The sequence below is a fragment of the Cellulophaga sp. L1A9 genome, from assembly GCF_009797025.1.
In the GTDB taxonomy this organism is placed as follows: Bacteria; Bacteroidota; Bacteroidia; order Flavobacteriales; family Flavobacteriaceae; genus Cellulophaga.
On record NZ_CP047027.1, the window covers coordinates 3,095,976 to 3,121,894 of the forward strand.

Below are 25,919 nucleotides of genomic sequence, written 5' to 3' on the forward strand. Positions count from 1 at the left end.
TGAATAATTTTATGGCAATAAATTCAAACGGGTTTTTATACTAATTATTTTCATGGAAATAAAACCAGATACACGTAAGTTAATTGAATTAGCGCATTATCGCATGCCCTTCGGAAAGTATAAAGGACGCTATTTGGTGGCGCTTCCAGAACCCTATTTAATATGGTTTCAACAAAAAGGATTCCCAGAAGGGAAGTTGGGAGACTTGCTAAAAGCTATGACGGAGATAAAAATAAATGGCCTAGAAGGGCTTATCTATAAAATTCAGAAAGATTTTCCTAAACAATAAGCAATATATGTGGTAGCAATTTGTATTTTTGCTTGCGTTAAGAAAACAACCTAACGCTTCATGTCACAGACAAAATATATTTTCGTAACCGGTGGGGTTACTTCTTCACTCGGTAAAGGTATTATCGCTGCTTCTCTAGCCAAGTTATTACAGGCCAGAGGATATAGAACTACCATTCAAAAATTAGATCCATATATAAATGTTGATCCAGGTACATTAAATCCTTATGAACATGGGGAATGTTATGTAACAGATGATGGTGCTGAGACCGATTTAGATCTTGGACATTACGAACGTTTCTTAAATACAACAACTTCTCAAGCAAATAATGTAACTACGGGTAGAATTTACCAAAGTGTTATTGAAAAAGAGCGTAGAGGGGAGTTTTTAGGTAAAACAGTTCAGGTTGTGCCGCATATAACCAACGAAATCAAAGAAAGAATCCAAATTTTAGGGAAAAGTGGAGATTATGATATTGTTATTACAGAAATAGGCGGTACCGTAGGCGATATTGAGTCCTTACCATACATAGAAGCTGTGCGTCAGTTACTTTGGGAATTGGGTGATAATAATGGAATTGTAATACATTTAACCTTAGTTCCTTATTTATCTGCTGCCGGTGAATTAAAAACAAAACCGACACAACACTCTGTGAAGACTTTAATGGAAAGCGGAATTAAGGCTGATATTCTTGTCTGTAGAACAGAACACGAAATTTCGGATGAAATAAAACATAAACTAGCCTTGTTTTGCAATGTAAAAAGAGAAGCTGTTATTCAGTCTATTGATGCTTCTACAATTTACGATGTGCCTATCTTAATGCAACAAGAGGGATTAGATACGGTAACTTTGCAACGTTTGGGATTGCCAGATACTACTAGACCCAATCTTGATCAATGGAATCAGTTTTTGAATAAACATAAAAACCCTAAGCATGAGGTTACTATTGGTTTAGTAGGTAAATATGTAGAATTACAAGATTCTTATAAATCTATTTTAGAATCATTTATTCATGCTGGTGCGGTTAATGAAGTTAAAGTTAACGTACGTTCTATCCATTCAGAACATATCAATGATAAAAACTTTGAGTCTAAATTAAAAGGCTTGAATGGTATTTTAGTTGCTCCCGGTTTTGGAGAAAGAGGTATAGAAGGTAAAATTAGAGCCGTACAATATGCAAGAGAAAACAATATTCCTTTTTTAGGTATTTGTTTGGGTATGCAAATGGCGGTTATAGAATTTTCTAGAAATGTGCTAGGATATAAAGATGCAACCTCTACAGAAATGCAAGAGAGCACAGAGCATCCTGTGATCAATTTAATGGAAGCTCAGAAGAATATTACAAATAAAGGTGGAACTATGCGTTTAGGGAGCTGGGACTGTACCTTGAAAAAAGGAAGTCTTGCAAGTGAAATTTACCATGGTGCCGCAGAAATTTCAGAACGTCACCGTCATCGTTACGAGTTTAATAACGATTACAAAGAAGAAATTGAAAAGGCAGGAATGATTGCTTCAGGAGTAAATAAAGATACGGGTCTTGTGGAGATTGTAGAAATTCCTAAACACCCTTGGTTTATAGGTGTTCAGTATCATCCTGAATATAAGAGTACAGTATTAAATCCACATCCTTTATTTGTGGGTTTTGTAAAAGCAGCATTAGACCATAAAATTTAAGATTACTGCCACTATGGCACAAACAATAGAATTGGGGCTATATTTGCTTCGATTCGAACCTAGAAATGCACAATAAAAGCATAAGGTTTTTTTAATAGTGATAAATGGAAGAAAAGAAATTAGACGTCAAGTCAATAATTGGTTTTGTATTGATTTTTGGAATTTTGCTTTTTATGTTTTGGCAAAACCAACCATCAGACGAAGAAGTAGCAGCAAAAAAAGTAGAGCAAGAACAGGTTGATGCTAAAGCAAAAGAAGAAAAAGTTGAAGCGAATACAGAACAAAAAGCACCTGTATTAAATTTACAAGATTCTACTGCAGTAGCTAACTATAAAGGAACCATTGGTGCTTTTGCATTTACAAAACCATCAGAAGAAACGACAGTTTTAGAAAACAGTCTGGTTTATTTGAAAATTAGCAATAAAGGAGGGCAAATTATAGAGGCTAAAATGAAAAATTTTACCACCTATGATTCAATACCTGTTTATTTGGTAAAAGACGGGAATGCTTCTTTTGCATTAAATTTTTCTACAAATGATAATCGCACCTTAAATACTGCCGATTTATTCTTTGAACCTTCATTAACTACGAGTGGAGAGAATCAAGTGCTTTCTATGAAAGCCAAAATTTCTGAAAACCAGTTTTTAGAATATCGATATGAAATGAAACCGGATGATTATTTATTAGATTTTTCTATTAAATCTCAAGGACTAAGTAGTGTTATAAATAATACCAAGCCTATTAATTTAGATTGGAAATTAAAAGCGATTCGCCATTCTAAAAGCATCAAATATTCCAACAGATATACGAGACTAACGTATAGTCATGAGGATGGGAAAATAAGTAAATTATCAGATAGTAGTGATGAGGATGAAGAAACAGAAGAAAACGTAAAATGGTTATCCTACCGTCAGCATTTCTTTAGTTCTATTTTGGTTACAGATACGCCTTTTAAAACAGCAAATTTGTTTTCTAGGAATTTGGTGGAAGAAGAATCGCATACGCAAAAGTATATGAAAGATTATGCTTCTGATATGCCCTTGGAATTAGAAGGTGGTGAGTTGAGCTATGCAATGAATTGGTATTATGGACCTACGGATGTAAAAGTATTGGCACAGTACAAAGAATTAAATTTAGAAGATTCTATTCCTTTTGGTTGGGGGATCTTTGGATTGATTAACAGGTATGTGTTTACGCCGTTATTTACTTTTTTAAGCGGAATGTTACCTGCGGGGATCGCAATTATCATTATGACTATAATGGTACGTTTAGCAATGTCTCCGGTGACGTACAAATCGTACTTATCTCAAGCTAAAATGAAGGTATTAAAACCTGAAATTGCAGAGATTAACGAAAAGTATAAGGATAATGCAATGAAAAAACAGCAGGAAACAATGAAGCTGAATAACAAAGCAGGCGTAAGTCCGCTAAGTGGTTGTATCCCGGCGTTAATTCAAATGCCTATTTTTTATGCACTTTTCAGTTTCTTTCCAACTTCTTTTGCATTGCGTCAAAAACCATTTTTATGGGCAGATGATTTGTCGTCTTATGATGTAATAGCGCAGTTGCCATTTACAATACCTGTTTATGGGGATCACGTGAGTTTGTTCCCGATTTTAGCATCTATTGCAATTTTCTTTTATATGATGATGACTACGGGTCAGAATATGACACAACAACCAGGGATGCCAAACATGAAGTTTATTATGTATTTGTCTCCACTTATGATGTTGGTATTCTTCAACGGGTATGCTAGTGGATTGAGTTTGTATTATTTCATCTCTAACTTAATTACCATATTTATTATGTTAGCGATAAAGAATTTTATTCTTGATGATGCTAAAATTCATGCGCAAATTCAAGAAAATAAGAAGAAGCCTAAAAAAGAAAATAAGTTTCAACGTAAAATGCGTGAAATGATGGAACAGGCTGAAACTCAAAAGAACGCTAAGAAATAAGCCTAAAGAACTTTAGAATAAAAAAAGCTCCTTTGTCAAGATTTAAGTCTTGCTTAGGAGCTTTTTTATTGAGGTTGGTTTGGTAAGATTTGGGACTTCAAAGATGCGATAAAGACCTAGTTTTTTAAAATAATAGTTGCCAAACGCGCAATTATGTATATTAAATAATCTTATCGTGTTGTCTTAAGGAATTTGTAGGAAGTAAAAAAGCTGCTAAATTTAATTAGCAGCTTTTATGGTTTAGGTAATGTTTGAGACCAATTTAGGCATTAAAGCCCTAATGCTGTCAATGCAGCTTGTGGCAATAATACTTTGTCAATAGTATGGGCAACACCATTTGTTGCAAAAATATCCGTACTTGTAATACTCGTATTAGTATCTGTATCGTCGCCAATAACGAAGGTGTCTCCTGAGACTATTATTTCTACAGAATTATCAGCATATGCTGTTTCAATATTTCCCGCAGCTAAAGCACTTGCCATTACCTTTGAAGGAATTACATGGTATAATAAAATATTTCTTAGTACATCTATTTCACCTGTTGTATCAAAATCATCTAAGCTGTTATAATCATCTCCGAGTGTATCTAAAAGAGCAACAAAGGCATCATTTGTAGGAGCAAATACGGTGAATGGTCCAGCGCTATTAAGTGTAGCTACTAAATCCGTTTTTAGTACTGCAGCTTCTAAAATAGACAAGGGTTCGGTAGCTACTACAATGTCTACTAATGTTCCATTCGTTAATCCCTCAACAAAATCAATGGCTGCCTGTGGTAATAATACTTTATCAATGGTATGTGCTACACCATTTGATGCCATAATATCTGTACCTGTAATAGTAGCATTTACTGAAGACGCGTCACCAATAACAAAAGATCCGTCTGAGGCGATAATTTCAATAGAGTTATCAGCATAAGCTGTACCCACAGACCCTGCAGCTAAATCTGCTGCTAGCACTTTAGCGGGTAATACATGGTATAATAGTATGTTTTTCAATAATGCGATTTCAGCTTCGGTATCAAAATCATCTAAACTGGTATAATCATCTCCGAGTGCATTTAGCAATGCGACGAATGCATCGTTGGTAGGTGCAAAAACGGTAAATGGACCAGCACTGTTTAGTGTATCTACCAATTCAGTTTTTACAACCGCATCTTTTAAAATAGATAGCGCATCTGTAGCTACAACAATCTCCACTAGGGTCGTTTGCTCTTCTGCCATTTCCGTTAATAAATCTAATACTTCTTGTGGGACCAAAACTTTATTGATAACATGTACAATGCCATTGCTGGCTTCTACATCGGCACTAATAACTTCAGCATCTACATCAGTAGCGTCTTGTATGAAGACGCTCCCATTAGAAATTCGAATCGTTACCTCCTCTTGTTGTATCGTTTCTATGGTTTGGCCATCACTTAACGCCGTTGATCTAGCCGATCCGCTGACAACATGGTAGCTTAGGATTTTTGCTAATAATGCTTTTTCATCAGCAGTATCAAAATCATCCAAGGAATCATAGCCATCTAAAGAAGCGAAGAAAGTAGTGAAAGCATCGTTTGTTGGTGCAAATACCGTAAAAGGACCATCTGAATTTAAGGTAGTAACCAAATTTGCGTTTGTGTTTTCATCCGCTTGAATTAATGCAGCAACTAAACTACTCAACGCATCCGTAGTTTGTGCTGTTTCTACAATCGTTGTTTCGGTCTTTTGTTCATTGTTATTGTCATCATCATCATTATCACACGATAGTGCGAATGAGAGTAGCATAAAACTTAATAGAACACTTTTTAATCGCAATAAATTTTTCATAATCATTGTTTTTAAGTTAATAATGTTTAATCTTTTGAGTTAATTGTTAAACAATATAAAGATATGATAATTATAAAAGGTTGCGTTTGTTTAATGTATTTTAATAAAAGTTTAACAAAACAAAAGAAGGATATAAGTTCAAAACCTCATTTTTAAAATAAAATAGCAGCTAATGAAATTATTATCTGAGGGTGCGACTAAGTGTTTTGAATATCTATTTTTGTATTTTTGTACTCCTATTTTATTAAAAAAATGAAAAAAGTTGTTGTAGGCCTTTCTGGTGGTGTTGATTCTAGTGTTGCTGCTTATTTATTAAAAGAGCAGGGTTATGAAGTGATTGGTCTTTTTATGAAAAACTGGCACGATGATACTGTTACGATATCCGATGAATGTCCATGGTTAGAAGATAGTAATGATGCTATGATTGTAGCAGAAAAATTAGGGATTCCTTTTCAGACCGTAGATTTGAGTACAGAATATAAAGAGCGTATTGTTGATTATATGTTTGATGAATATGCTAAAGGGCGTACGCCAAATCCAGATGTACTTTGTAATCGGGAAATAAAGTTTGATGTTTTTATGAAGATTGCACTGCAATTGGGAGCAGATTATGTGGCTACAGGACATTATTGCAGAAAGGGAATCATCGAAAATAGTGACGGCACAGAAACGTATCAGCTTTTAGCGGGAGAAGATCCTAATAAAGATCAATCGTATTTTTTATGTCAGTTATCACAAGAGCAATTGGCAAAGACCCTTTTTCCTATTGGGGAGTTGTTAAAACCTGAGGTGCGTAGAATAGCTGCAGAGAATGAATTGATTACTGCCGATAAAAAGGATTCGCAAGGGCTTTGTTTTATAGGTAAAGTACGTTTGCCAGATTTTTTACAACAAAAATTAAAACAAAAAAAAGGGGTGATTGTAGAAGTTCCTTCAACCGTAATACAATTTGAAGAAGCGCCTACTGAGTTTTTAAATAAAAATGAGGAATTAGCCTATTTTGCTAAGAAACCAATCTATCATTTAACAGATGGTAAAGTTGTAGGAAATCATCAAGGGGCACATTATTTTACCAAAGGACAGCGTAAAGGTTTAGATGTAGGGGGAACCAAAGAACCTTTATTTGTGATAGAAACCGATGTTGACGAGAATGTAATATATACGGGTCAAGGTAAAAATCATCCTGGCTTGTTTCGAAGAACTTTATTTGTTTCTGATGAAGAGTTGCATTGGGTACGACCAGATTTGGCAATCCATATAGATGAATCTTTAGAAGTAATGGCACGGATTAGGTACCGTCAAGAATTACAGAAAGCAACCTTATATAAAATGGAAGGTGGTATTTATGTAGATTTTCAAGACAAGCAATCAGCAATTACAGAAGGTCAATTTGTAGCTTGGTATTTAAAGGATGAACTTATAGGTTCAGGTGTTATTTCATAAACAATGCAAAATAGAATTACAGGATTATTTAATATAACATATCCCATTATTCAAGGGGGTATGATTTGGGCCAGTGGATGGCGATTAGCTTCTGCTGTTTCTAACGCTGGAGGGTTGGGTATTATTGGTGCCGGATCTATGTATCCTGAAGTGTTGCGGGAACATATTCTTAAATGTCAGAAAGCAACAGACAAACCTTTTGCCGTTAATATTCCTATGCTATATCCAGATTTGGATAAGCTCATGAATATTATTATTGAGTTGGGAGTAAAAATTGTATTTACTTCTGCTGGGAACCCTAAAACTTGGACGCCTTTTTTAAAAGAGAAGGGTATTGTTGTAGTCCATGTGGTGAGTAGCGTAAAATTTGCACTGAAAGCTCAGGAAGCTGGAGTAGATGCTATTGTAGCCGAAGGCTTTGAAGCGGGTGGTCATAATGGAAGAGATGAAACAACTACCTTAACTCTTATTCCTTCTGTAAAAGAAAAAATTTCAATCCCAATAATTGCCGCAGGTGGTATAGCTACCGGTAGTGCTATGCTTGCCGTTATGATTTTGGGAGCAGATGGAGTGCAAGTGGGAAGTCGTTTTGTAGCAAGTACGGAAGCGTCATCACATCAAGCTTTTAAAGAGAAAGTGGTAGCGATAGGGGAAGGAGAAACACATTTGACTTTAAAGGAACTAGCGCCAGTACGTTTGATAAAAAATGCGTTTTACGAAGAGGTGCAACGTAAATATGCAGAGGGCGCTACCAAAGTTGATTTAGTTGCTCTTTTAGGAAGAGCGCGTGCCAAACGCGGGATGTTTGAAGGAGACATGGAAGCGGGTGAATTAGAAATTGGTCAAGTATCGTCGCTGATTCATGATATAAAACCAGCGAAAAATATTGTAGAAGATATGGTTCGAGAATTTGAAGCAGCAAAAGAAAGAGTAAGGACCATTTAAAGAATACACGGACATGAATTCTCGAAAAAAACAATTAGAGGCTTTTGATAGACTACTAACAATAATGGATGAATTAAGGGCGCAATGTCCATGGGATAAAAAACAAACCATGGAAACCTTAAGGCATTTAACGATAGAAGAAACCTATGAATTAGGTGACGCTATCCTTGATAATGATTTACAAGAAGTAAAAAAGGAATTAGGAGATGTTTTGTTGCACATTGTATTTTACGCCAAAATAGGAAGTGAAACCAATGACTTTGATATTGCCGATGTAGCCAATGAAATTTGTGATAAACTCATTCATAGGCATCCACATATCTATGGAGATGTTAAGGTTGAAAATGAAGAAGAGGTAAAGCAAAACTGGGAGAAGTTAAAGCTTAAGGAAGGTAGAAAAAGTGTTTTAGAAGGCGTTCCAAAAGGTTTGCCTGCTTTGGTGAAAGCGAGTAGAATACAAGATAAAGTTGCTGCAGTTGGTTTTGACTGGGAAAAACCAGAACAAGTTTGGGAGAAAGTGCAAGAAGAATTGCAAGAGTTACACGAAGAAGTTGAAAAGAAAGACGAGGATGCTATGGAAGCGGAGTTTGGGGATGTTTTTTTCTCGATGGTAAATTATGCCCGTTTTTTAAAAATAAATCCTGAAAATGCTTTAGAACGTACCAATAAGAAATTTATAGGTAGGTTTCAATACCTTGAAAGTAAAGCTAAAACATTAGGAAAAGAATTAAAAGATATGACCTTGGCAGAAATGGATATTTTCTGGGAAGAGGCTAAAAAACATTAAAAATTAAATAAAGAATTTTAATTGAAAGATTAAGAAAGTGGAAGCGCGTATCTTTACCGCCCAATAAATAAATAACCTTTTGTTACAACAATATACCAAAGAATTTAAATACAATTTGACCCTTGCGGTTCCTGTTATTATGGGGATGCTTGGGCATACATTTGTACAACTTGCAGATAACATCATGGTAGGGCAATTGGGTACTGCAGAATTAGCAGCGGTATCATTAGGAAACAGTTTTGTTTTTGTGGCGATGTCTTTGGGGATTGGCTTTTCTACCGCAATAACTCCCTTAGTAGCGGAAGCAGATTCCGCAGGGAAAAAGCAAGAGGGGAAAAGCGCCTTAAAACACGGTTTGTTACTCTGCACTGTTTTAGGTTTGTTTTTATTTGGAGTCATTATGTTGGCCAAACCGGTCATGCATTTAATGAAACAACCACCAGAAGTGGTAGCATTAGCAATGCCCTATTTAGATTTAGTGGCTTTTTCTTTAGTTCCGCTTATTATTTTTCAAGCCTTCAAACAATTTTCAGAAGGTTTGTCACAAACAAAATATCCAATGTATGCCACAATTTTAGCCAATGTGGTGAACATTACTTTAAACTACCTTTTGATCTTTGGTAATTTTGGATTTCCTAAAATGGGAATCGTAGGGGCGGCAATAGGTACTTTAGCTTCTCGGGTAATTATGGTATTATTTATTTGGTTACTTCTAAGGAGTAAAAAGAAATTCCATGATTATGTTACTGGATTTAATTTTGCTAAACTTGAAAGTAGAGTCATTGAAAAAATTTTTAGTCTCGGTTTTCCATCAGCACTACAAATGTTTTTTGAAGTAGGTATATTTACCTCTGCGGTATGGTTAAGCGGAGTGCTTGGAAAAAATCATCAGGCAGCAAACCAGATCGCTTTAAACTTGTCTAGTATGACCTTTATGGTAGGTATGGGTTTAGGCGTTGCGGCTATGATTCGTGTGGCTAATCAAAAAGGGTTGTCAGACTTTAAATCCTTAAGACGTATTGCAATTTCAATATTTTTCCTCACCCTGTTGTTAGAAATTGTCTTTGCACTTATTTTCTTTGTCTATAACCAATGGTTGCCAACCATCTATTTAAATGTAGATGATGTTGCCAATAAAGCGGATAATATGGAGGTGATTGCTATAGCAGCCCAATTATTAATTGTTGCTGCTATATTTCAGATTTCTGATGGTTTACAAGTCGTGATATTGGGTGCGTTAAGAGGGTTACAAGACGTGGTAGTGCCAACTTTTATTACATTTATTGCGTATTGGTTGATTGGTTTTCCAACAAGTTACTATTTAAGCTTGCACACAGAATTAAAAAGTACAGGTATTTGGATAGGATTGTTAGTAGGTTTAACAGCTTCGGCAATATTATTATATATTCGATTCAATGGGCAAACAAAAAAGAAAATAGCAGCAGTATAATTTTCTTTTTAGAAGCTATATATTGATCAATTTCAATCAAATAATTGTATTTTTAGCCCTCTTAAAAAATTAACTATGGAGTTTCCTAAATTCTTATTAGGCGATAATACAGATTACCCAACCGCAATATTCGTAATACATACGGAGTATCCAAGATTTATCATCAACCTTGAGAACGATGAGGTAGAATGGTTAGAAGATTTTACTGCGGATGATGAAAATGAATTAGAATCAGAAGCCGAAAATCTTATAGAGCAAGCAACTGCTTTTTACGATAGAGAGGTAGCTCGCTACGAAGAATAACGCTCATGTTAGAAGAGCTTTTACAACACGATAAAAACCTTTTTCTTTTTTTAAATCATTTAGGGTCTTCTACCTGGGATGGTTTTTGGTTGTTTATAACCAATAAGTTTAGTGCTATTCCGCTTTACATTGTATTGGCTTTTTTATTTTATAGAAGTTTTGGTTTAAAAAGAACCTTACTGTTATTTGTTGTGATTGCACTAATGATTACCGCTACCGATCAAGTTGCTAATTTATTTAAGTATGGGTTTAAACGCTTAAGACCTTGTCATGATGAAGAAATAGGAGCATTGGTTCGTTTGGTAAAAAACTCTTGTGGTGGTCAGTATGGATATTTTTCGGCACACGCTTCTAATTCCTTTGCAGTTGCCCTATTTTTGGGGCAGTTATTGAAAGAAAAATATAAAAATATAGTTTATTTACTACTTTTTTGGGCACTTTTGGTTGCCTATAGTCGTATCTACATTGGAGTGCATTATCCCTTAGATGTGATAACAGGTGCCCTAATTGGTCTCATTTTTAGTTGGTTATTTATAAAGTTGTATATATTTGCAACTCAGAAGTTTAGTTTATGATATCTAATACAAGGTATTGGCTTTTATTATTTCTTATATGTGTCGTATATATAGCTGGACTATTTTCTACGTTGTTTGAAAATGATTCCGCCCAATTTGCAGTGATGGCTATGAGAATGGCCCAAGAAAACGATTTTATAAACTTAATAAAGGGAACTGGCGAATATCTAGATAAGCCGCATATGCATTATTGGCTTGCTGCGTTATCTTTCAAAATTTTTGGGCTACATGATTGGGCTTATCGTATTCCAGGAATGTTAGCGATATTTTTAGGGGCTTATAGTTGTTATGGTTTAGGACGTTTATTATACAACGAATATGTTGGGAAAACAGCCGCTTTAATTTTTCTTAGCTCACAAACTATAGTTTTGTCTGTAATAGACGTTAGAACTGATGCTGTTTTAACAGGCTTTACAATTTTTGCGCTTTGGCAATTGACGAGCTATATCAATAAAAATTCTCTTTTAAATATTGTTCTAGGCGCTTTCGGGGCGGGTATTGCTTTTTCTACAAAAGGTCAAATTGCATTGGTTGTTTTAGGATTGCCTCTTTTATGTCATTTGGCATATACGCGTAAATGGATGCAATTTATTAATTGGCGTGTTCTTGTTGCTATCTTAGTTTTTACAATTACAATTACGCCTATTCTTTATGCATACTACCTACAGTTTGATTTGCATCCAGAAAAAATAATTCGCGGACGTAGCCATAGAAGTGGTATCTTTTTTATTCTTTGGGAGCAGAGTTTTGAACGTATGAGTGGGGAAGGGATCGGGAAAAATAGTAGTGACTATTTCTTCTTTTTTCATACTTTTTTATGGGTTTTCTTACCTTGGACGGTAATAGGGATAGTCGCGTATTATTGTAAAGTAAAAACTTTTATACAGCTTAAATTTAAATACAATCCTAAATACGAATTTTTAACGCTTGGGGGTATCACCTTAATTTTTATAATCATCAGTTTTGCACAGTTTAAATTACCGCACTACTTAAATATTGTAATTCCATTATTTGCGATACTTACTGCAGCTTATTTATACAGCTTAAAGGTATACTCAAAAGACAGAGCCATTAAAATTCTCCTAGGAATTCAATACTTTATATTTGGATTGATTTTCGTCGTGATTTCATTATTCTGTTTTTATGTGTTTGAATTTGAATCCATGATTTCTTATATCTTATTTGCTGTGGCTGGTGCTATTTGTATTTATTTTACGTTAAAACGCGAAGCTTATGCAATACGAGTTTTAACAATCGCATCCTTGTCTTCTATCCTATTAAACGCGGTATTGAATTTTCATTTTTACCCTAATTTATTAGAGTACCAAGCAGGTTCTGCTATGGCGAATGTAGTAGCTAAGAATAATATTCCGGTTGATAAAATTTATAAACTAAGTGAAGAGCATACTTGGTCTTTAGATTTTTATAATCAGAAACCTGTGCAAATTACTAAAATAGATGCCTTAGAAGATATTAAAGATTCATGGGTGTATATTTCTGAAGATGAGTTATTGCAGTTAAGAGATGTTGGTTTGGATTGGGACCAACAATTTGAGGTGGATGATTTTAGAATAACGAGACTCCAAGCTAGATTTTTAAATCCTGCTACGCGCAAAAAAGTGATTAAGCATAAATACTTAATTCATCTGATAAATTAAGGTCGCGTCTGTAACTTCGGTTTTTTAAAGTGATAGTAGATTCCAATAAAGGAAACCATTGCGGTGATTAAGAAGAACATCATACTAATGCTTATGGATGTATTCTCGTCTAAATTTAATACTTCGGCACCATAAAAGAAGGTTAATTCTCTACTTCCTATTCCGCCTATAGTTAAAGGAATGACAGAGACAATAGAAGATATCAAGAATATAAAAAGATACGCTACCGTATTACTATCAAAGTCTAATGCTTTCAAAATAAATAACACGCTAACTAGTTGTGATAATTGAACTAAAGCGGAGTATCCAAAAGTTTTCCAAAAAATAGAAAGTACATAATTAAAGAATTTTTTAGTTAAAAACCAGAAAACTACGGTACTTAAGCCTATTGCCGCAATAGCATAAAATTCAATATTTTTTATGAAAGTTACATCAATAAAAATAATAAGAAGACAGGCATAAATAAAAAGTAGTAATAGTCCGCTTAAGCGATCTAAAACCAAAACGGATACAATTTTTTTCGTATCTACAGGGAACTCTTTTTTAATAATATATCCTTTATAGGCATCGCCTCCAATACCTCCTGGTAAAAACAAATTGTAAAACATACCTAAGGCGTAGAGCTTCAAATTACTCTTATGGGTTAGAAATACATTTAATTGATGGAAATATAAATTAACTCTGAAAGCAGAGATAACCTTAGATAAAATAAAGAATAGTGTTGCTAAGCTTAAGTATAACGGATCTGTTTTTTTTAAAATATCAAAAACATCATTATAATTAATTTTAGTAAAAACAAAGTAAAGTAAAACAGCACTAACTATAATTTTAAGTGCTGTTACTAGCTTTTTATTGGGCTTTATCACCTATAAGAATTTTTTTAATTCGGTATGGTCGTTTTTGCTGTGATTCATAGTAGGTTCTAATTAATAATTCCATCACAATTCCTATAGTAAAGAGCTGAATACCTGCTAAAATAAACATCAATCCAAAAATTAACAATGGGCGGTTGCCAATATCTTCACCCATTAATTTTACAACTAATAGGTATATGTTAATTATTCCACCTAAAAGAATGAGTAAAACTCCGAAAATTCCAAATAAGTGAATTGGTCGCTGAAAATATTTTCGAATGAATAAAAGGAGCATCATATCTGCAATCACTTTAAACACTCTTTCTAAACCATATTTAGAGACACCAGCATGTCTAGCATGGTGCTTTACGGGTACTTGCTTAATCTGTGCACCTTCTAAATAGGCTAGCAACGTTATAAAGCGATGCATTTCGCCATATAGGTTTAAATCCTTAGCAATATCTTTTGTAAAAACCTTTAGAGCACACCCATTATCTTTTATATCTAACTTGGTCACACGGCGCACTAAAAAATTTGCGATTTTAGAAGGAATTTTTTTAACTAAAGAATCTTTTCTCTTTTGACGAATACCCGTAATTAAATCATATTCACCACTAATAGCGTAAGAAAGCATTTGAGGAATATCACTTGGGTCATTCTGTAAATCCCCATCCATGGTAATAATGTATTCTCCCTCTGCATAATCTATTCCTGCTGCTAGGGCTAAACTCTGACCGTAATTTTTCTTTAATTCAATCAAATGAACCTTACTATCGTTCATTTTTTTAACTACCATGCGTGTTGCATCTGTAGAGAAATCATCTATATATATTATCTGATAGGTATAGCCTACAAGACTTTCATGGATTTTCTCCGTAAGTAAAACAACATTGTCTTCTTCATTATATAAAGGAACAACAATAGAAAGAAGCGCGTCAGTTAAAACAGTCATAGCAATTAAATTCAAGCTGCAAATTTATGCTTTTTATTTAAGTTCTTTTTGATGTAGGGCTAACAATTGCTCCGCAGCAACAAACGGGGATACTTTTGCATTCATTACTAGAGAAGTAAGTTCTTTTAGTTTTTCTTGAATGGTATCATCTTGGTAAAAACGTATTTTTAAATTGTCTTCTATTGTTTGTAGTAGCCAAAATTTATTTTGGTGTTTTCGGTTTTCATACATAGAAGCTGCTGTAGCTTCTTTAAAGTTTAAGATAGTTTGCCAGACTTCAGAAATACCTTCGTTTTCTAAGGCAGAACATTCTAGTACATTGGGAATCCATCCATTTTCTTTAGGTGGATAAAAGTGCAAGGCTCTAGTAAATTCTATACGTGCTAATTTTGCTGCTTGTTTGTTTTTACCATCGGCTTTATTAATGACGATAGTATCTGTCATTTCCATAATACCTCTTTTAATACCTTGTAACTCGTCTCCGGCTCCGGCAAGTTTTAGTAATAAGAAAAAATCGACCATGCTATGCACTGCGGTTTCACTTTGACCAACGCCTACGGTTTCAATTAAGATAACATCAAAATTAGCAGCTTCGCATAGAATTATAGATTCTCTAGTTTTTCTAGCCACGCCTCCTAAGGAATCTCCAGAAGGAGATGGCCTAATAAAAGCATTCTCATCTTTAACCAAAGCTTCCATTCTTGTTTTATCGCCTAAAATACTTCCTCTACTCAAAGAGCTCGTTGGATCTACCGCTAAAACAGCTACTTTTTTACCAATATTGGTCAAGTGTTTTCCTAAAGCTTCAATAAAAGTACTTTTGCCTACACCCGGTACTCCTGTGATGCCTATTCGTAAGGTATTTTTTTTATCTGAAATACAAGCTTCAATAATTTGATTAGCTTGTATTGCGTGTGGTTTGCTTTTACTCTCAACCAGAGTGATTCCTCTACTCAATGCTATTTTATCTCCGTTGTGAATACCCTGAATTAAACTGGATACAGAAGGCTGATTTTTTCTAAAACTTTTAATTTTAGCAATAGAAGCTTTATTAGAAATAGCATCAAGATGTATTCCTTCTTTTTCTTCTAAGGCTGATTTTTTATTATTTTTTTTCAAAGAGATACTAGATGATTTATAGAAAAATAAGGTTTTTTATGAAACATTCACACAAATTTAATAATTCATTTTTCGTCAGCGATTCTTCTATTAGTATATTATGGTCTTAAACATTAAAATAAATTGAAATGAAAACAATATTCGAGTCAAGTGCAACAAATACAGGTGGTAGGTCTGGTCATGTAACTACGGAAGGCGGACTAATTGATTTAGATGTGAAAATGCCGAATGGGAAAGACCCTATCGAAGAAAAATATACAAATCCAGAACAATTATTTGCTGCAGCATATTCTACTTGTTTTGCGGGTGCATTGCAAGCTGTAGCAAAAGAAAATGGAGTAGATGACTTAGGCGATTTTAGTGTAACCGCTGTTATAGGTTTTGGAAAAGATGATGATGGTTTTAATATAGAAGCAACTTTAGATGCTTATTTGCCTACGGTAGATAAAGAAAAAGGAGAGGAGCTAATTAATGCTGCTCACGAAATTTGTCCTTACAGCAAAGCAACAAGAGATAATATCACCGTAAATCTTAATTTACTTCTAGACGAGTAAATTCTTAAAAGTCACGATACTAAAAATAAAGCCCGAATTTTCGGGCTTTTATTATGCTTTAAATCGAAAGGTAGATTGATTGAAATATTTTTCTCCATTACTTAATACACTCGATGGGAAATTAGGATGATTTGGGGCGTCAGGATAATTTTGTGTTTCAAAGCAGATAGACCCTGTAGTTTCAGGAGTGTAAATGACTACCGCAGGTTGGTTCGTTGTTACTTCTAAAGTAATTCCAGAAATTCCGGAGTGCACGGATGCGCAGATATCTTTACTTTTAGAAATAACAAAGGGAGTATCCAATCGTGTAGTGTTTATTTTTTTCTTTTCTAAAAAATCATAATTAGTATACGCAACTTCAGTTAATTTTCCTGAAGGAAGAAGGTTTTTATCCGTATCTAGGATTTTAGAACAGTCTAATTGTAAATCGTAATGGTTTATTTCTGCTGCGTTGTCTAATTTAAAATACGAGTGATTTGTTAAATTAACTACAGTTTTTTTATCGGTTGTTGCTTTATGTGTAATGATTAAAGCATCATCATCTAAAGTATAGGTAACGGTTACTTTTAAATTTCCGGGATAGCCTTCTTCTAAATGTTCACTTAAATAAGAAAGTTGTATGAAAGGTTTAGCGCCGTGATTAATTTCATCAACCTTAAAATATTTTTTATCAAAACCTCTGGTGCCGCCATGTAAATGAACGCCCTCTTCTTTATGAATAGCAAATGTTTTACCGTCTAATGAAAAACTTCCTTGAGAGATTCTCCCTGCGTAGCGCCCTATGCAAGCACCTAAAAACATTGGGTTGATTAGATAATCTTCTGGCCCATCAAAACCCACTACCATATTTGTAGGGAGACCATTTTTATCTTTTACGATTATTTTTTGAATGATAGCACCAAAATCAAGAACCGTCAGCTCAATTTTGTCATTTTTAATTGTATTTTGAATCAAAACAGAAAATTTTAAGAAACAAATCTAAACTTTTTTGCAACACTGCAATAAAGTCATCGTCTTTAAGATAACAACAACTATAAACCAACTTGGAAAAATTGTTAAAATTCCAAACAGACTTAATTGAGCAATGTAAGGCTAACGATCGTAGAGCGCAAATGAAACTCTATGATAAGTATTGTGATGGTATGTTTTGCGTAGTAATGCGGTATTTGCAAAATAGTGATGATGCAGAAGACGTTTTGCAGGAATCATTTATTAAAGCATTTGTAAAAATAGACCAGTTTAAGGGGGAAGTTACATTTGGAGCATGGTTAAAAAAAATTGTTATTCATAAATGTATAGATTATCTGAAGGCCAAGCGCAAGCAACACGTTCCTTTAGAAGAGAATGAACAGCATCTCGTTGAAGATGAGGATTGGAATGTAGAAGTATCAATTACCATCGAAGAAGTTAGAGTCGCTATTGATACTCTTTCCGAAAAATACAGGTATGTTTTACTACTCTATTTAATAGAAGGGTATGATCATTCTGAAATTTCCCAGATATTGAATATTCAAGAAACCACCTGTAGGACGCAACTTATGAGAGGTAAAGCTTATTTAAAAGAAAAATTAACAAAAAAGAAGTATGAATCAAGATCTTAGAAATCTCTTTAAAGAAACGCCTGAAAAGGAGAAGTATACCTTAAACCCCGGTCATAAGGAGCGTTTTTCTAATCGCTTAGATCAAGAATTGCCTAAAAAGGCAGCTTCTTTCAGTTTCTTTTTTATGAAAATTGCGGCCACTGTGTTAATCATGATCAGTGTAGGTATTTATTTCTATGTTAGTAATAGGGCAGGGGTTCCTGTAGAAAACCCAAGCATAGTGAATGTAGATCAAAAACCAGAAAGTCAAGAAATCTCATTAGGTGATTTATCGCCAGATCTTAAAAAAGTAGAGAATTACTACTTGGCTACCATTAATTTAGAATTGGCAAAATTAGAAGTCTCTCAGGAGAACAAGGATCTTGTAGATGGATTTATGGAACGATTGGCAGATTTGAATACAGAATATCAGCGGTTGAATAAAGAATTAAATACCATAGGGCCAAATGATCAAACTATTTCTGCACTAATTCAAAATCTACAGTTGCGCTTACAGTTGTTGCAAAAACTAAAAGATACATTAATCGAATTAAAATCATCAAAAAATGAAACAGCAATCAGCATATAAATTACTAGTAGTGTTTCTTTTTGCAATTGCTTCTGCAACGGCACAAAAGCAAACTAAAACCTATATTGAAAACTATAATGTAAATAAGGATGCCGTAGTAAATCTAAACACATCGCATACGGATATTGAATTTGAAACGTGGAATAAAGACCAAGTAGAAATAGAGGTAGTTATAGCGATAGAAGGGGCTTCTCCAAAAGATATGGAAAAGTATTTCAAGCAAAATGAATTAAATATTACGGGGAATAGTAGTCAAATATCTATTACTTCGGGAGCACAGAATTCATGGTCGTCTAATCATGCAATAAGCGGATTTAAAAGTTCTTGGGACTCTAATGAATTTGAATTACCAGAAATTGGGGAAATGCCAGAGTTTGAACAATTAACGTTCATGCTAGACTCTCTTGATTTTCCTGAAATTCCTAGGATTACGGTACCTGAGTTTGATTTTGAAGCATTTAAAAAAGGTGGAGATGCCTATATGAAAAAGTGGCAAAAAGAATTAGATGCAGGTTTCTCTGAAAAAGACAGGAAAGCTTTTAAAGAATTAGAAGAAAAAGTAGAGGAGCAACACCAAAAAGCTGAAGAATTACGACATGAGGCTATGAATGCTAAAGCAATTGCTTTTGAGCAACGTAGTACCGCTTTGAGAGCGGCTCAAGAAGGACGTAAAAGCCAACTAGAAGAAAGACGTAAGGAATTATCTGTACGTTTAAAAAATAATTCTCAAGAACGTGTAGCTCATTTATTGTCTAAGCGAATAGATACCATGATCAATGATTCATTAATCATGTGGTATAACAGTTCTCCTAATGTATATTACCAGTCCTCTAGTGCAAAAGGTAATTCTAAAATAAAAGTAAAGAAGTACATAAAGATAAAAATGCCCAAGTCTGTAACCCTCAAATTGAATGTACGTCATGGGGAAGTTAAGCTTGCTGAAAACACTAAAAATATTCAAGGAACTTTTGCCTATGCAGGATTGTACGCAAATAGTATTGATGGTGATCAAACACAGATTAATGCTTCTTATTCTCCAGTTACAATTCAAAATTGGAACTATGGAAAGTTAAAAGTCAGCTATTCTGATAAGGTTTCTATAGCTACCGCTAAGAATTTAACCTTAAATGCATCATCTTCAGAAGTTTCTATAGGGCATTTGTTACAGAATATTTTTGCTGAAAATAATTTTGGATCTTTAGCTATTCATGAAGTAAATGAAGATTTTACGGCTATAGACGTTTCTGTGCAAAACGGAACACTTCGCTGTGAGATCCCAAAATCCCCATTTACAATTACTGTAAATGGGGAGAATTCTAAGTTAATAGCGCCCACCGCATTACATTTAGTGAAAACCAAAAATGATAAGACAACCTTAAGTAAAGGCTATCATATTTCTAAAAATACTGGTAAGACCTTAACTATTCATGCGAAATACAGTGAAGTAGTGTTAGAGTAGTTTAATGAGCGTCTTTCTTTATTAGTTCAGGAAATTTACTTTGAAATTTTTTCAATCGTGGAACAGATACACCTTTTATATAAGAATTATTAGGATGTTTTTTTTCATAATCTTGATGGTAATCTTCTGCATCATAAAAGATTTCAAATTTAGTGACCTCTGTAGCTAATGGCTTATTGTAGACCTTATCATTTTTTAATTTAGTCATGTAAGCCTCAATAATCTTTTTCTCATTATCATTTTTATAAAAGGCAATAGATCTATATTGTTTTCCCATATCTGGACGTTGACCATCTACAGTTGTTGGATCATGAGAGCCAAAATAGACCTTTACCAAGGTTTCAAAACTTATTTCTTTAGGATTGTAATATATTTTAACTGCTTCTGCATGAGTGGTTCTACCATAACCAACAGCCTCATACGTAGGATTTTTTTCTTTTCCTCCGGAATAACCAGAGACAACTTCTTTAACACCTTTTACACTTTCAAATACAGCTTCTACACACCAGAAACAGCCACTGGCAAAATATGCAGTTTCATAAGAAGACAAATCTTGAACGGGAACCTCAGTATGTATTGGAGTATTTTTAGTTTCTTTTGTTTTAGATTGGCAACTCGTGGTCGCTAGCGCTAAGAGTCCAATAAAAGTAATTTTCAAATAGTTCATATTGTTTTTTTATTATTAGTAGGATACCTTTAAATTTACTTACGTATTACCTCTTGTGCAAGTTGTTAATTAATTATTAAATTAATACTTCCAGGATTAAAATAGATTTTTGCATTTAACGATATGAGTGAATTAGAGAACGTATTGATGGCATATTCTAAAACTAGTATTTCTATTCTCGATAAAGAAATACCCTTTGGTAAGTATTGTACTTTAGATCTATCTAGTTCCAATGAGTCTTTAGCTAGCATAGCTATTACGGATCCAAATGAATGTCAACAGTATATTGATACGGTTCTTTCTTCAAATGATGGCATGGTTGCTTATGGCGGATATTTAGAAAAGAGAAACCTTTATGCAGATAAGTCCAGCTTTTCTAAAGAACAACATATTGCAAGAAATATTCATTTAGGAATAGATTATTGGTCCGTTGCAGGTACTAAAGTGCTAGTTCCTCTAGACGGTACAGTTCATAGTTTTAAGAATAATGATACTGTGGGCGATTATGGACCTACAATTATATTGAAGCATACCATTAATAAGGTAAGCTTTTATACCTTATACGGTCACTTATCCTTAGACACTATAGCGCGTCTAGAAGTTGGTGCTGCTTTTAAAGCAGGAGATTGTATAGGTTATTTAGGAACACCAGATATTAATGTGAATTATGCACCACACCTACATTTTCAAATTATAAATTCTATAGGAGCTTATTTGGGGGATTATCCTGGAGTATGTAATGGCAAAGATTTAGAATTTTATAGCAACAATTGTCCTAATCCTGATCTACTCTTAAAAATAGCGTCGCATTAACGCCGTTTAAATACCAATAATTACGGTAACGGAATTTGGACTTGAAAACCGTCATCGGACAAAAATCTGCTTACATCTAGATAATATCCATTCACCGATAGATAAATGGTATTGGGCGAGAATCGACGAAATACACTTTAGCTTGGGAGTATCTTTACAGTGTAATACGCAAGTCATGAAAACTATCTTAACTATTTTATTTGTTCTTTTTATCGGTCTATTTGCTCAAGCACAAGATGCTAAAGTAGAAGTGAAGGTTGCTGCACAAACAGAAAGTGTTGTTTTAGTTGCTTCAACAATAGAAGCTACTTTAAAGAGTACTGAAACTAAAGTTGCTCGTTTATATATGGATAGAAATTACAAAGTAAAAAAAGCATTGTCTTTTTATACAAAAGCAAACAAGACTAAATTAGCGTAATTCTAGTTTCGTTATTCTTACTGACTTTTTTTACAACCTGCATTAATTCATTTACCAGCTTCTTTTTTATTCCCTATAACTTCAAACTATTTCTGTGCTCTACTTTATTTTGAAGTGACGCTCCACTAGAATTGACCCTTGTTCGATTATTCAGCCGTTACTAGAGCCATATCGTATTCAAATACATAGAAATCGCTTGTTAAACTAAGCTTATTCCCCAGTTTGGGTCGATAATTAGGCTTTTAAACCATCGTTTAAATACCAATAATTACGGTAACGGAATTTGGACTTAAAAACCGTCATCGGACAAAAATCTGCTTACATCTAGATAATATCCATTCACCGATAGATAAATGGTATTGGGCGAGAATCGACGAAATACACTTTAGCTTGGGAGTATCTTTACAGTGTAATACGCAAGTCATGAAAACTATCTTAACTATTTTATTTGTTCTTTTTATCGGTCTATTTGCTCAAGCACAAGATGCTAAAGTAGAAGTGAAGGTTGCTGCGCAAACAGAAAGTGTTGTTTTAGTTGCTTCAACAATAGAAGCTACTTTAAATAGTACTGAAACTAAAGTTGCTCGTTTATACATGGATAGAAATTACAACGTAAAAAAAGCATTGTCTTTTTATACAAAAGCAAACAAGACTAAATTAGCGTAATTCTAGTTTCGTTATTCTTACTGACTTTTTTTACAACCTGCATTAATTCATTTACCAACTTCTTTTATACTCCCTTTAACTTCAAACTATTTCTGTGCTCTACTTTATTTTGAAGTGAAGCTCCACTAGAATTCACCCTTGTTCGATTATTCAGCCGTTACTAGAGCCATATCGTATTCAAATACATAGAAATCGCTTGTTAAACTAAGCTTATTCCCCAGTTTGGGTCGATAATTAGGCTTTTAAACCATCGTTTAAATACCATTAATTACGGTAACGGAATTTGGACTTAAAAACAGTTATCGGACAAAAATCTGCTTACATCTAGATAATATCCATTCACCGATAGATAAATGGTATTGGGCGAGAATCGACGAAATACACTTTAGCTTGGGAGTATCTTTACAGTGTAATACGCAAGTCATGAAAACTATCTTAACTATTTTATTTGTTCTTTTTATCGGTCTATTTGCTCAAGCACAAGATGCTAAAGTAGAAGTGAAGGTTGCTGCACAAACAGAAAGTGTTGTTTTAGTTGCTTCAACAATAGAAGCTACTTTAAATAGTAATGAAACTAAAGTTGCTCGTTTATATATGGATAGAAATTACAAAGTAAAAAAAGCATTGTCTTTTTATACAAAAGCAAACAAAACTAAATTAGCGTAATTCTAGTTTTGTTATTCTTACTGACTTTTTTTACAACCTACCTTACCTCATTTACCAGCTTCTTTTATATTCCCTTTAACTTCAAATTATTTCTGTGCTCTACTTTATTTTGAAGTGACGCTCCACTAGAATTAACCCTTGTTCGATTATTAAGCGGTTACTAGAGCCATATTGTATTCAAATACATAGAAATTGCTCGTTAAACTAAGCTTATTTCCCAGTTTATGGCGATAATTAGGCTTTTAAGCTATCGTTTAAATACCAATAATTACGGTAACGGAATTTGGACTTAAAAACCGTCATCGGACAAAAATCTGCTTACATCTAGATAATATCCATTCACCGATAGATAAACGGTATCGAGCGAGAATCGACGAAATACACTTTAGCTTGGGAGTATCTTTACAGTGTAATACGCAAGTCATGAAAACTATCTTAACTATTTTATTTGTTCTTTTTATCGGTCTATTTGCTCAAGCACAAGATGCTAAAGTAGAAGTGAAGGTTGCTGCACAAACAGAAAGTGTTGTTTTAGTTGCTTCAACAATAGAAGCTACTTTAAATAGTACTGAAACTAAAGTTGCTCGTTTATACATGGATAGAAATTACAAAGTAAAAAAAGCATTGTCTTTTTACACAAAAGCAAACAAAACTAAATTAGCGTAATTATGGAAGTATCCTTAATAGTCGTCATCGTATTTACTCTTTTTAACATTATTAGAATGAATATACAGACTTCATCAAAAATGAAGCAAATGCTTCTTGGAAAGAAAAAATAGCATCAGCCATTACGCATAAAATAGCTTCAAAATTTTATTTTAATTGATAGTATCCAGATTCCTTCAAAGGAATCTTTTTTGGTTTAAGGAATGTCGGTATTGGTTGCTCAAAAATTAATCTAATTTGCATTATCAAGCACTTCTAGTTCATTATTAATCTAGCTATTGTACTATGCTTGATGTTATAAGGTAAAGACTCTTATTTGAGGTTCTCGCTAAAAGGCTTTACTGAAAAACTATTTCGGGTGTTTTTTAAATTTGATCAAGGTAATAGGGTAGGGTGGAAATACCGATAAAGTACCCATTAACACGATGACCTATTTTTAAGTGAATTACCGTTATCGGACAAAAAGTTCTTTACATCTAGATAATTTACATTCACCGATAGATAAATGGTGTTGGGCGAAAATCGACGAAATACACATTAGTTAGGAAGTATCTTTACAGTGTAATACCCAAGTCATGAAAGCAATTTTAACTATTTTATTTGTTCTTTTTATCGGTTTATTCGCTCAAGCTCAAGAAGCGAAAGTAGCTACAGCAACAGAAAATGTTGTTTTGGTTGCTCCAACGGTTGAAACTACTTTAAATAGTAATGAAACAAAAATTGCTCGCTTATACATGGATAGAAACTATAAAGTGAAAAAGGAATTATCTTTTTATACAAAAGCAAACAAAACTAAATTAGCGTAATTATGAGTATATCTACAATAGTACTAGTATTTTCTTTATCTATCGTTGTTGCTTTAGTGGTAGCTACAAAAAATACGGGCAAAAAGTTGAAGCCGATAAAGGTAAGAGTGAATAAACGCTAAGCGAGGAGTTGCTTATCCGATTGGTTGGAAGTTTTGACCAATTTCTTTAAATGTAATAATATAATTAGTTCCTTTTTTAGAACCATCTTTTAGTATAGAACCTTGCAGTTGTCTTGTAAGGTTGTAGATAAGTTTTAATCCTAGGGATGTTGTTGTTTGTGGTGTTATACTTTCTTCATATCCATCACCATTATCACCAATATTTAAAACATAATCCTGGTCTTTTTGGCCTTTTTTAAGCGCGATGCTTATTTCGCCTTCTCCATTGTCTTTGATACCGTATTTTAATGAATTTGTAATGGCTTCATTGATAAGTAGTCCTAATGGGATGGCAGTATCTATTCCAAGATTAATGTCAATAATATCAATAGCTACCTTTATTCTATTATCAGTTCCTTTTATAGAACGTACTAAGTAATCACTTAATTCTTCTACATATGACTTGTATTCAATTTTTGATAAGTCTTCACGCATGTATAGCATTTCATGAACCATAGCCATAGAGTTTACTCTGTTCTGACTACTCTTAATCATTTTTTTCATTTCCTCATCTTTCATGTTTCTCGCTTGTAAACTTAAAAGACTAGATACGGTTTGAAGATTATTCTTTACGCGATGGTGTACTTCTTTAATGAGTGTTTCTTTTTCACGTACTTTTTGCTCGACCTCCATTTTAGATTTGTACAGGTTATAATGGGTTTTGACCAATATTTTACCAAATACACCACCAAGTATATATAAGGAGAAAAGAACACTTATGAAATTAAAAAGGTCCTGGGAAGATTCCGGGACCACATTTCTAACATAGGGAAGATCTATAATGGACTGAAAATAAATTAAGGTAACAATAATGAATGCGCAATAGAGGTAAACTTCACCGTACCGTTTTGTAGTGACATAGCCGGCAAAAACAACTAATCCTAAAACGAAAATAAAGGCACTGTTAATACCTCCACTAAACAGTGTAATTACAATACAGCAAATTAAAGCTAAAAGTGATGTAATATTATACATCAATGATAAATTTTTAAAAGACTTGTACGCAAAGGTGTTCGCTAAATTCAATATTGAAAATAAAAAAAACACGTACGGAATTAC

27 protein-coding genes are annotated in these 25,919 nt (G+C 33.8%); 20 read left to right on the forward strand and 7 right to left on the reverse strand.

The features are described from left to right. The first annotated feature begins 52 nt into the window (after positions 1 to 52). The 3 genes from GQR94_RS13515 to yidC all read left to right on the forward strand — a co-directional run bounded on the left by GQR94_RS13515 (position 53) and on the right by yidC (position 3,921). Complete coding sequence (locus GQR94_RS13515) at positions 53 to 289, forward strand: DUF3820 family protein (protein WP_158975989.1); 237 nt, start codon at positions 53 to 55, stop codon at positions 287 to 289. 60 nt (positions 290 to 349) lie between these two features. Continuing rightward, a complete protein-coding gene (locus GQR94_RS13520) occupies positions 350 to 1,963 on the forward strand; it encodes a CTP synthase (protein ID WP_158975990.1) in 1,614 nt (537 codons plus the stop codon). A 104-nt stretch (positions 1,964 to 2,067) separates the two neighbouring features. Continuing rightward, positions 2,068 to 3,921: a membrane protein insertase YidC gene (gene yidC, locus GQR94_RS13525; protein ID WP_158975991.1), complete on the forward strand. Its 1,854-nt coding sequence runs from the start codon at positions 2,068 to 2,070 to the stop codon at positions 3,919 to 3,921. A gap of 269 nt (positions 3,922 to 4,190) precedes the next feature. Here the strand turns inward: yidC and GQR94_RS13530 are convergent, their stop codons facing one another. Then, positions 4,191 to 5,729, reverse strand: coding sequence for a fasciclin domain-containing protein (locus tag GQR94_RS13530; protein ID WP_158975992.1), 1,539 nt, complete (start codon positions 5,727 to 5,729; stop codon positions 4,191 to 4,193). A 252-nt stretch (positions 5,730 to 5,981) separates the two neighbouring features. Between GQR94_RS13530 and mnmA the strand changes: the two genes are divergently transcribed. From mnmA to GQR94_RS13565, 7 genes are all read left to right on the forward strand, one after another. Next, entirely contained in the window at positions 5,982 to 7,172 is a 1,191-nt protein-coding gene (gene mnmA, locus GQR94_RS13535; RefSeq protein WP_158975993.1) for a tRNA 2-thiouridine(34) synthase MnmA, read from the forward strand. A 3-nt stretch (positions 7,173 to 7,175) separates the two neighbouring features. Beyond that, entirely contained in the window at positions 7,176 to 8,117 is a 942-nt protein-coding gene (locus tag GQR94_RS13540; protein WP_158975994.1) for a nitronate monooxygenase family protein, read from the forward strand. Between the two features lie 13 nt (positions 8,118 to 8,130). Further along, positions 8,131 to 8,904 carry a nucleoside triphosphate pyrophosphohydrolase gene (gene mazG, locus GQR94_RS13545; RefSeq protein WP_158975995.1) on the forward strand — a complete coding sequence of 258 codons (774 nt, stop codon included), beginning with the start codon at positions 8,131 to 8,133 and terminating at the stop codon, positions 8,902 to 8,904. A gap of 79 nt (positions 8,905 to 8,983) precedes the next feature. Next, positions 8,984 to 10,354, forward strand: a complete 1,371-nt coding sequence (locus GQR94_RS13550; RefSeq protein WP_158975996.1) for an MATE family efflux transporter — start codon at positions 8,984 to 8,986, stop codon at positions 10,352 to 10,354. A 75-nt stretch (positions 10,355 to 10,429) separates the two neighbouring features. Next, the gene (locus GQR94_RS13555) at positions 10,430 to 10,657 is read left to right on the forward strand and encodes a hypothetical protein (protein WP_013551396.1); all 228 of its coding nucleotides are present in this window, start codon (positions 10,430 to 10,432) and stop codon (positions 10,655 to 10,657) included. Positions 10,658 to 10,662: 5 nt separating this feature from the next. Continuing rightward, positions 10,663 to 11,232 (forward strand): phosphatase PAP2 family protein, encoded by a 570-nt coding sequence (locus GQR94_RS13560; protein ID WP_158975997.1) that lies wholly within the window; start codon positions 10,663 to 10,665, stop codon positions 11,230 to 11,232. After that, positions 11,229 to 12,890 (forward strand): glycosyltransferase family 39 protein, encoded by a 1,662-nt coding sequence (locus GQR94_RS13565; protein ID WP_158975998.1) that lies wholly within the window; start codon positions 11,229 to 11,231, stop codon positions 12,888 to 12,890. Before GQR94_RS13560 ends, GQR94_RS13565 begins: the two co-directional genes overlap by 4 nt. On the opposite strand, the gene GQR94_RS13570 is transcribed toward GQR94_RS13565, so the two are convergent. Genes GQR94_RS13570 through meaB form a run of 3 tightly spaced genes read right to left on the reverse strand, consistent with a single transcriptional unit; the run spans position 12,887 to position 15,815 of the window. Next, positions 12,887 to 13,756 carry a lysylphosphatidylglycerol synthase transmembrane domain-containing protein gene (locus tag GQR94_RS13570; protein WP_158975999.1) on the reverse strand — a complete coding sequence of 290 codons (870 nt, stop codon included), beginning with the start codon at positions 13,754 to 13,756 and terminating at the stop codon, positions 12,887 to 12,889. The two genes, GQR94_RS13565 and GQR94_RS13570, sit on opposite strands and share 4 nt — an antisense overlap. Next, entirely contained in the window at positions 13,740 to 14,696 is a 957-nt protein-coding gene (locus GQR94_RS13575; protein ID WP_158979610.1) for a glycosyltransferase family 2 protein, read from the reverse strand. The genes GQR94_RS13570 and GQR94_RS13575 overlap by 17 nt, the downstream gene beginning before the upstream one ends. A 33-nt stretch (positions 14,697 to 14,729) precedes the next feature. Beyond that, complete coding sequence (gene meaB / locus GQR94_RS13580) at positions 14,730 to 15,815, reverse strand: methylmalonyl Co-A mutase-associated GTPase MeaB (protein ID WP_370458255.1); 1,086 nt, start codon at positions 15,813 to 15,815, stop codon at positions 14,730 to 14,732. Between the two features lie 128 nt (positions 15,816 to 15,943). Here meaB and GQR94_RS13585 point away from each other — a divergent pair, with 128 nt between their 5' ends. Further along, complete coding sequence (locus tag GQR94_RS13585) at positions 15,944 to 16,369, forward strand: organic hydroperoxide resistance protein (RefSeq protein WP_158976000.1); 426 nt, start codon at positions 15,944 to 15,946, stop codon at positions 16,367 to 16,369. Positions 16,370 to 16,420: 51 nt separating this feature from the next. Here the strand turns inward: GQR94_RS13585 and GQR94_RS13590 are convergent, their stop codons facing one another. After that, positions 16,421 to 17,323 (reverse strand): aldose epimerase family protein, encoded by a 903-nt coding sequence (locus tag GQR94_RS13590; protein ID WP_158976001.1) that lies wholly within the window; start codon positions 17,321 to 17,323, stop codon positions 16,421 to 16,423. Positions 17,324 to 17,412: 89 nt separating this feature from the next. On the opposite strand from GQR94_RS13590, the gene GQR94_RS13595 reads away from it, so the two are divergent. The 3 genes from GQR94_RS13595 to GQR94_RS13605 are packed head-to-tail and all read left to right on the forward strand — an operon-like array spanning position 17,413 to position 19,997. Then, positions 17,413 to 17,970 carry an RNA polymerase sigma factor gene (locus GQR94_RS13595; RefSeq protein ID WP_158976002.1) on the forward strand — a complete coding sequence of 186 codons (558 nt, stop codon included), beginning with the start codon at positions 17,413 to 17,415 and terminating at the stop codon, positions 17,968 to 17,970. After that, positions 17,954 to 18,538 (forward strand): hypothetical protein, encoded by a 585-nt coding sequence (locus tag GQR94_RS13600; RefSeq protein WP_158976003.1) that lies wholly within the window; start codon positions 17,954 to 17,956, stop codon positions 18,536 to 18,538. Before GQR94_RS13595 ends, GQR94_RS13600 begins: the two co-directional genes overlap by 17 nt. After that, entirely contained in the window at positions 18,516 to 19,997 is a 1,482-nt protein-coding gene (locus tag GQR94_RS13605; protein WP_158976004.1) for a hypothetical protein, read from the forward strand. The genes GQR94_RS13600 and GQR94_RS13605 overlap by 23 nt, the downstream gene beginning before the upstream one ends. A 1-nt stretch (position 19,998) precedes the next feature. Here GQR94_RS13605 and msrA read toward each other — a convergent pair whose 3' ends face one another. After that, positions 19,999 to 20,664 (reverse strand): peptide-methionine (S)-S-oxide reductase MsrA, encoded by a 666-nt coding sequence (msrA, locus tag GQR94_RS13610; RefSeq protein WP_158976005.1) that lies wholly within the window; start codon positions 20,662 to 20,664, stop codon positions 19,999 to 20,001. 123 nt (positions 20,665 to 20,787) lie between these two features. On the opposite strand from msrA, the gene GQR94_RS13615 reads away from it, so the two are divergent. The 6 genes from GQR94_RS13615 (at position 20,788) to GQR94_RS13640 (ending at position 24,699) form a co-directional block, all read left to right on the forward strand. Beyond that, positions 20,788 to 21,477, forward strand: coding sequence for a peptidoglycan DD-metalloendopeptidase family protein (locus tag GQR94_RS13615; protein WP_158976006.1), 690 nt, complete (start codon positions 20,788 to 20,790; stop codon positions 21,475 to 21,477). A 175-nt stretch (positions 21,478 to 21,652) separates the two neighbouring features. After that, entirely contained in the window at positions 21,653 to 21,895 is a 243-nt protein-coding gene (locus GQR94_RS13620) for a hypothetical protein (RefSeq protein WP_158976007.1), read from the forward strand. A 423-nt stretch (positions 21,896 to 22,318) separates the two neighbouring features. Further along, entirely contained in the window at positions 22,319 to 22,561 is a 243-nt protein-coding gene (locus GQR94_RS13625) for a hypothetical protein (RefSeq protein WP_158976008.1), read from the forward strand. A gap of 423 nt (positions 22,562 to 22,984) precedes the next feature. Next, positions 22,985 to 23,227: a hypothetical protein gene (locus tag GQR94_RS13630; protein ID WP_158976009.1), complete on the forward strand. Its 243-nt coding sequence runs from the start codon at positions 22,985 to 22,987 to the stop codon at positions 23,225 to 23,227. A gap of 423 nt (positions 23,228 to 23,650) precedes the next feature. Continuing rightward, on the forward strand, positions 23,651 to 23,893 hold the full coding sequence (locus tag GQR94_RS13635; RefSeq protein WP_158976010.1) for a hypothetical protein: 243 nt from the start codon (positions 23,651 to 23,653) through the stop codon (positions 23,891 to 23,893). A 575-nt stretch (positions 23,894 to 24,468) separates the two neighbouring features. Next, positions 24,469 to 24,699: a hypothetical protein gene (locus GQR94_RS13640; RefSeq protein WP_158976011.1), complete on the forward strand. Its 231-nt coding sequence runs from the start codon at positions 24,469 to 24,471 to the stop codon at positions 24,697 to 24,699. A gap of 134 nt (positions 24,700 to 24,833) precedes the next feature. Here the strand turns inward: GQR94_RS13640 and GQR94_RS13645 are convergent, their stop codons facing one another. Beyond that, positions 24,834 to 25,835 carry a sensor histidine kinase gene (locus GQR94_RS13645; protein ID WP_233268317.1) on the reverse strand — a complete coding sequence of 334 codons (1,002 nt, stop codon included), beginning with the start codon at positions 25,833 to 25,835 and terminating at the stop codon, positions 24,834 to 24,836. Positions 25,836 to 25,919: the final 84 nt, after the last annotated feature.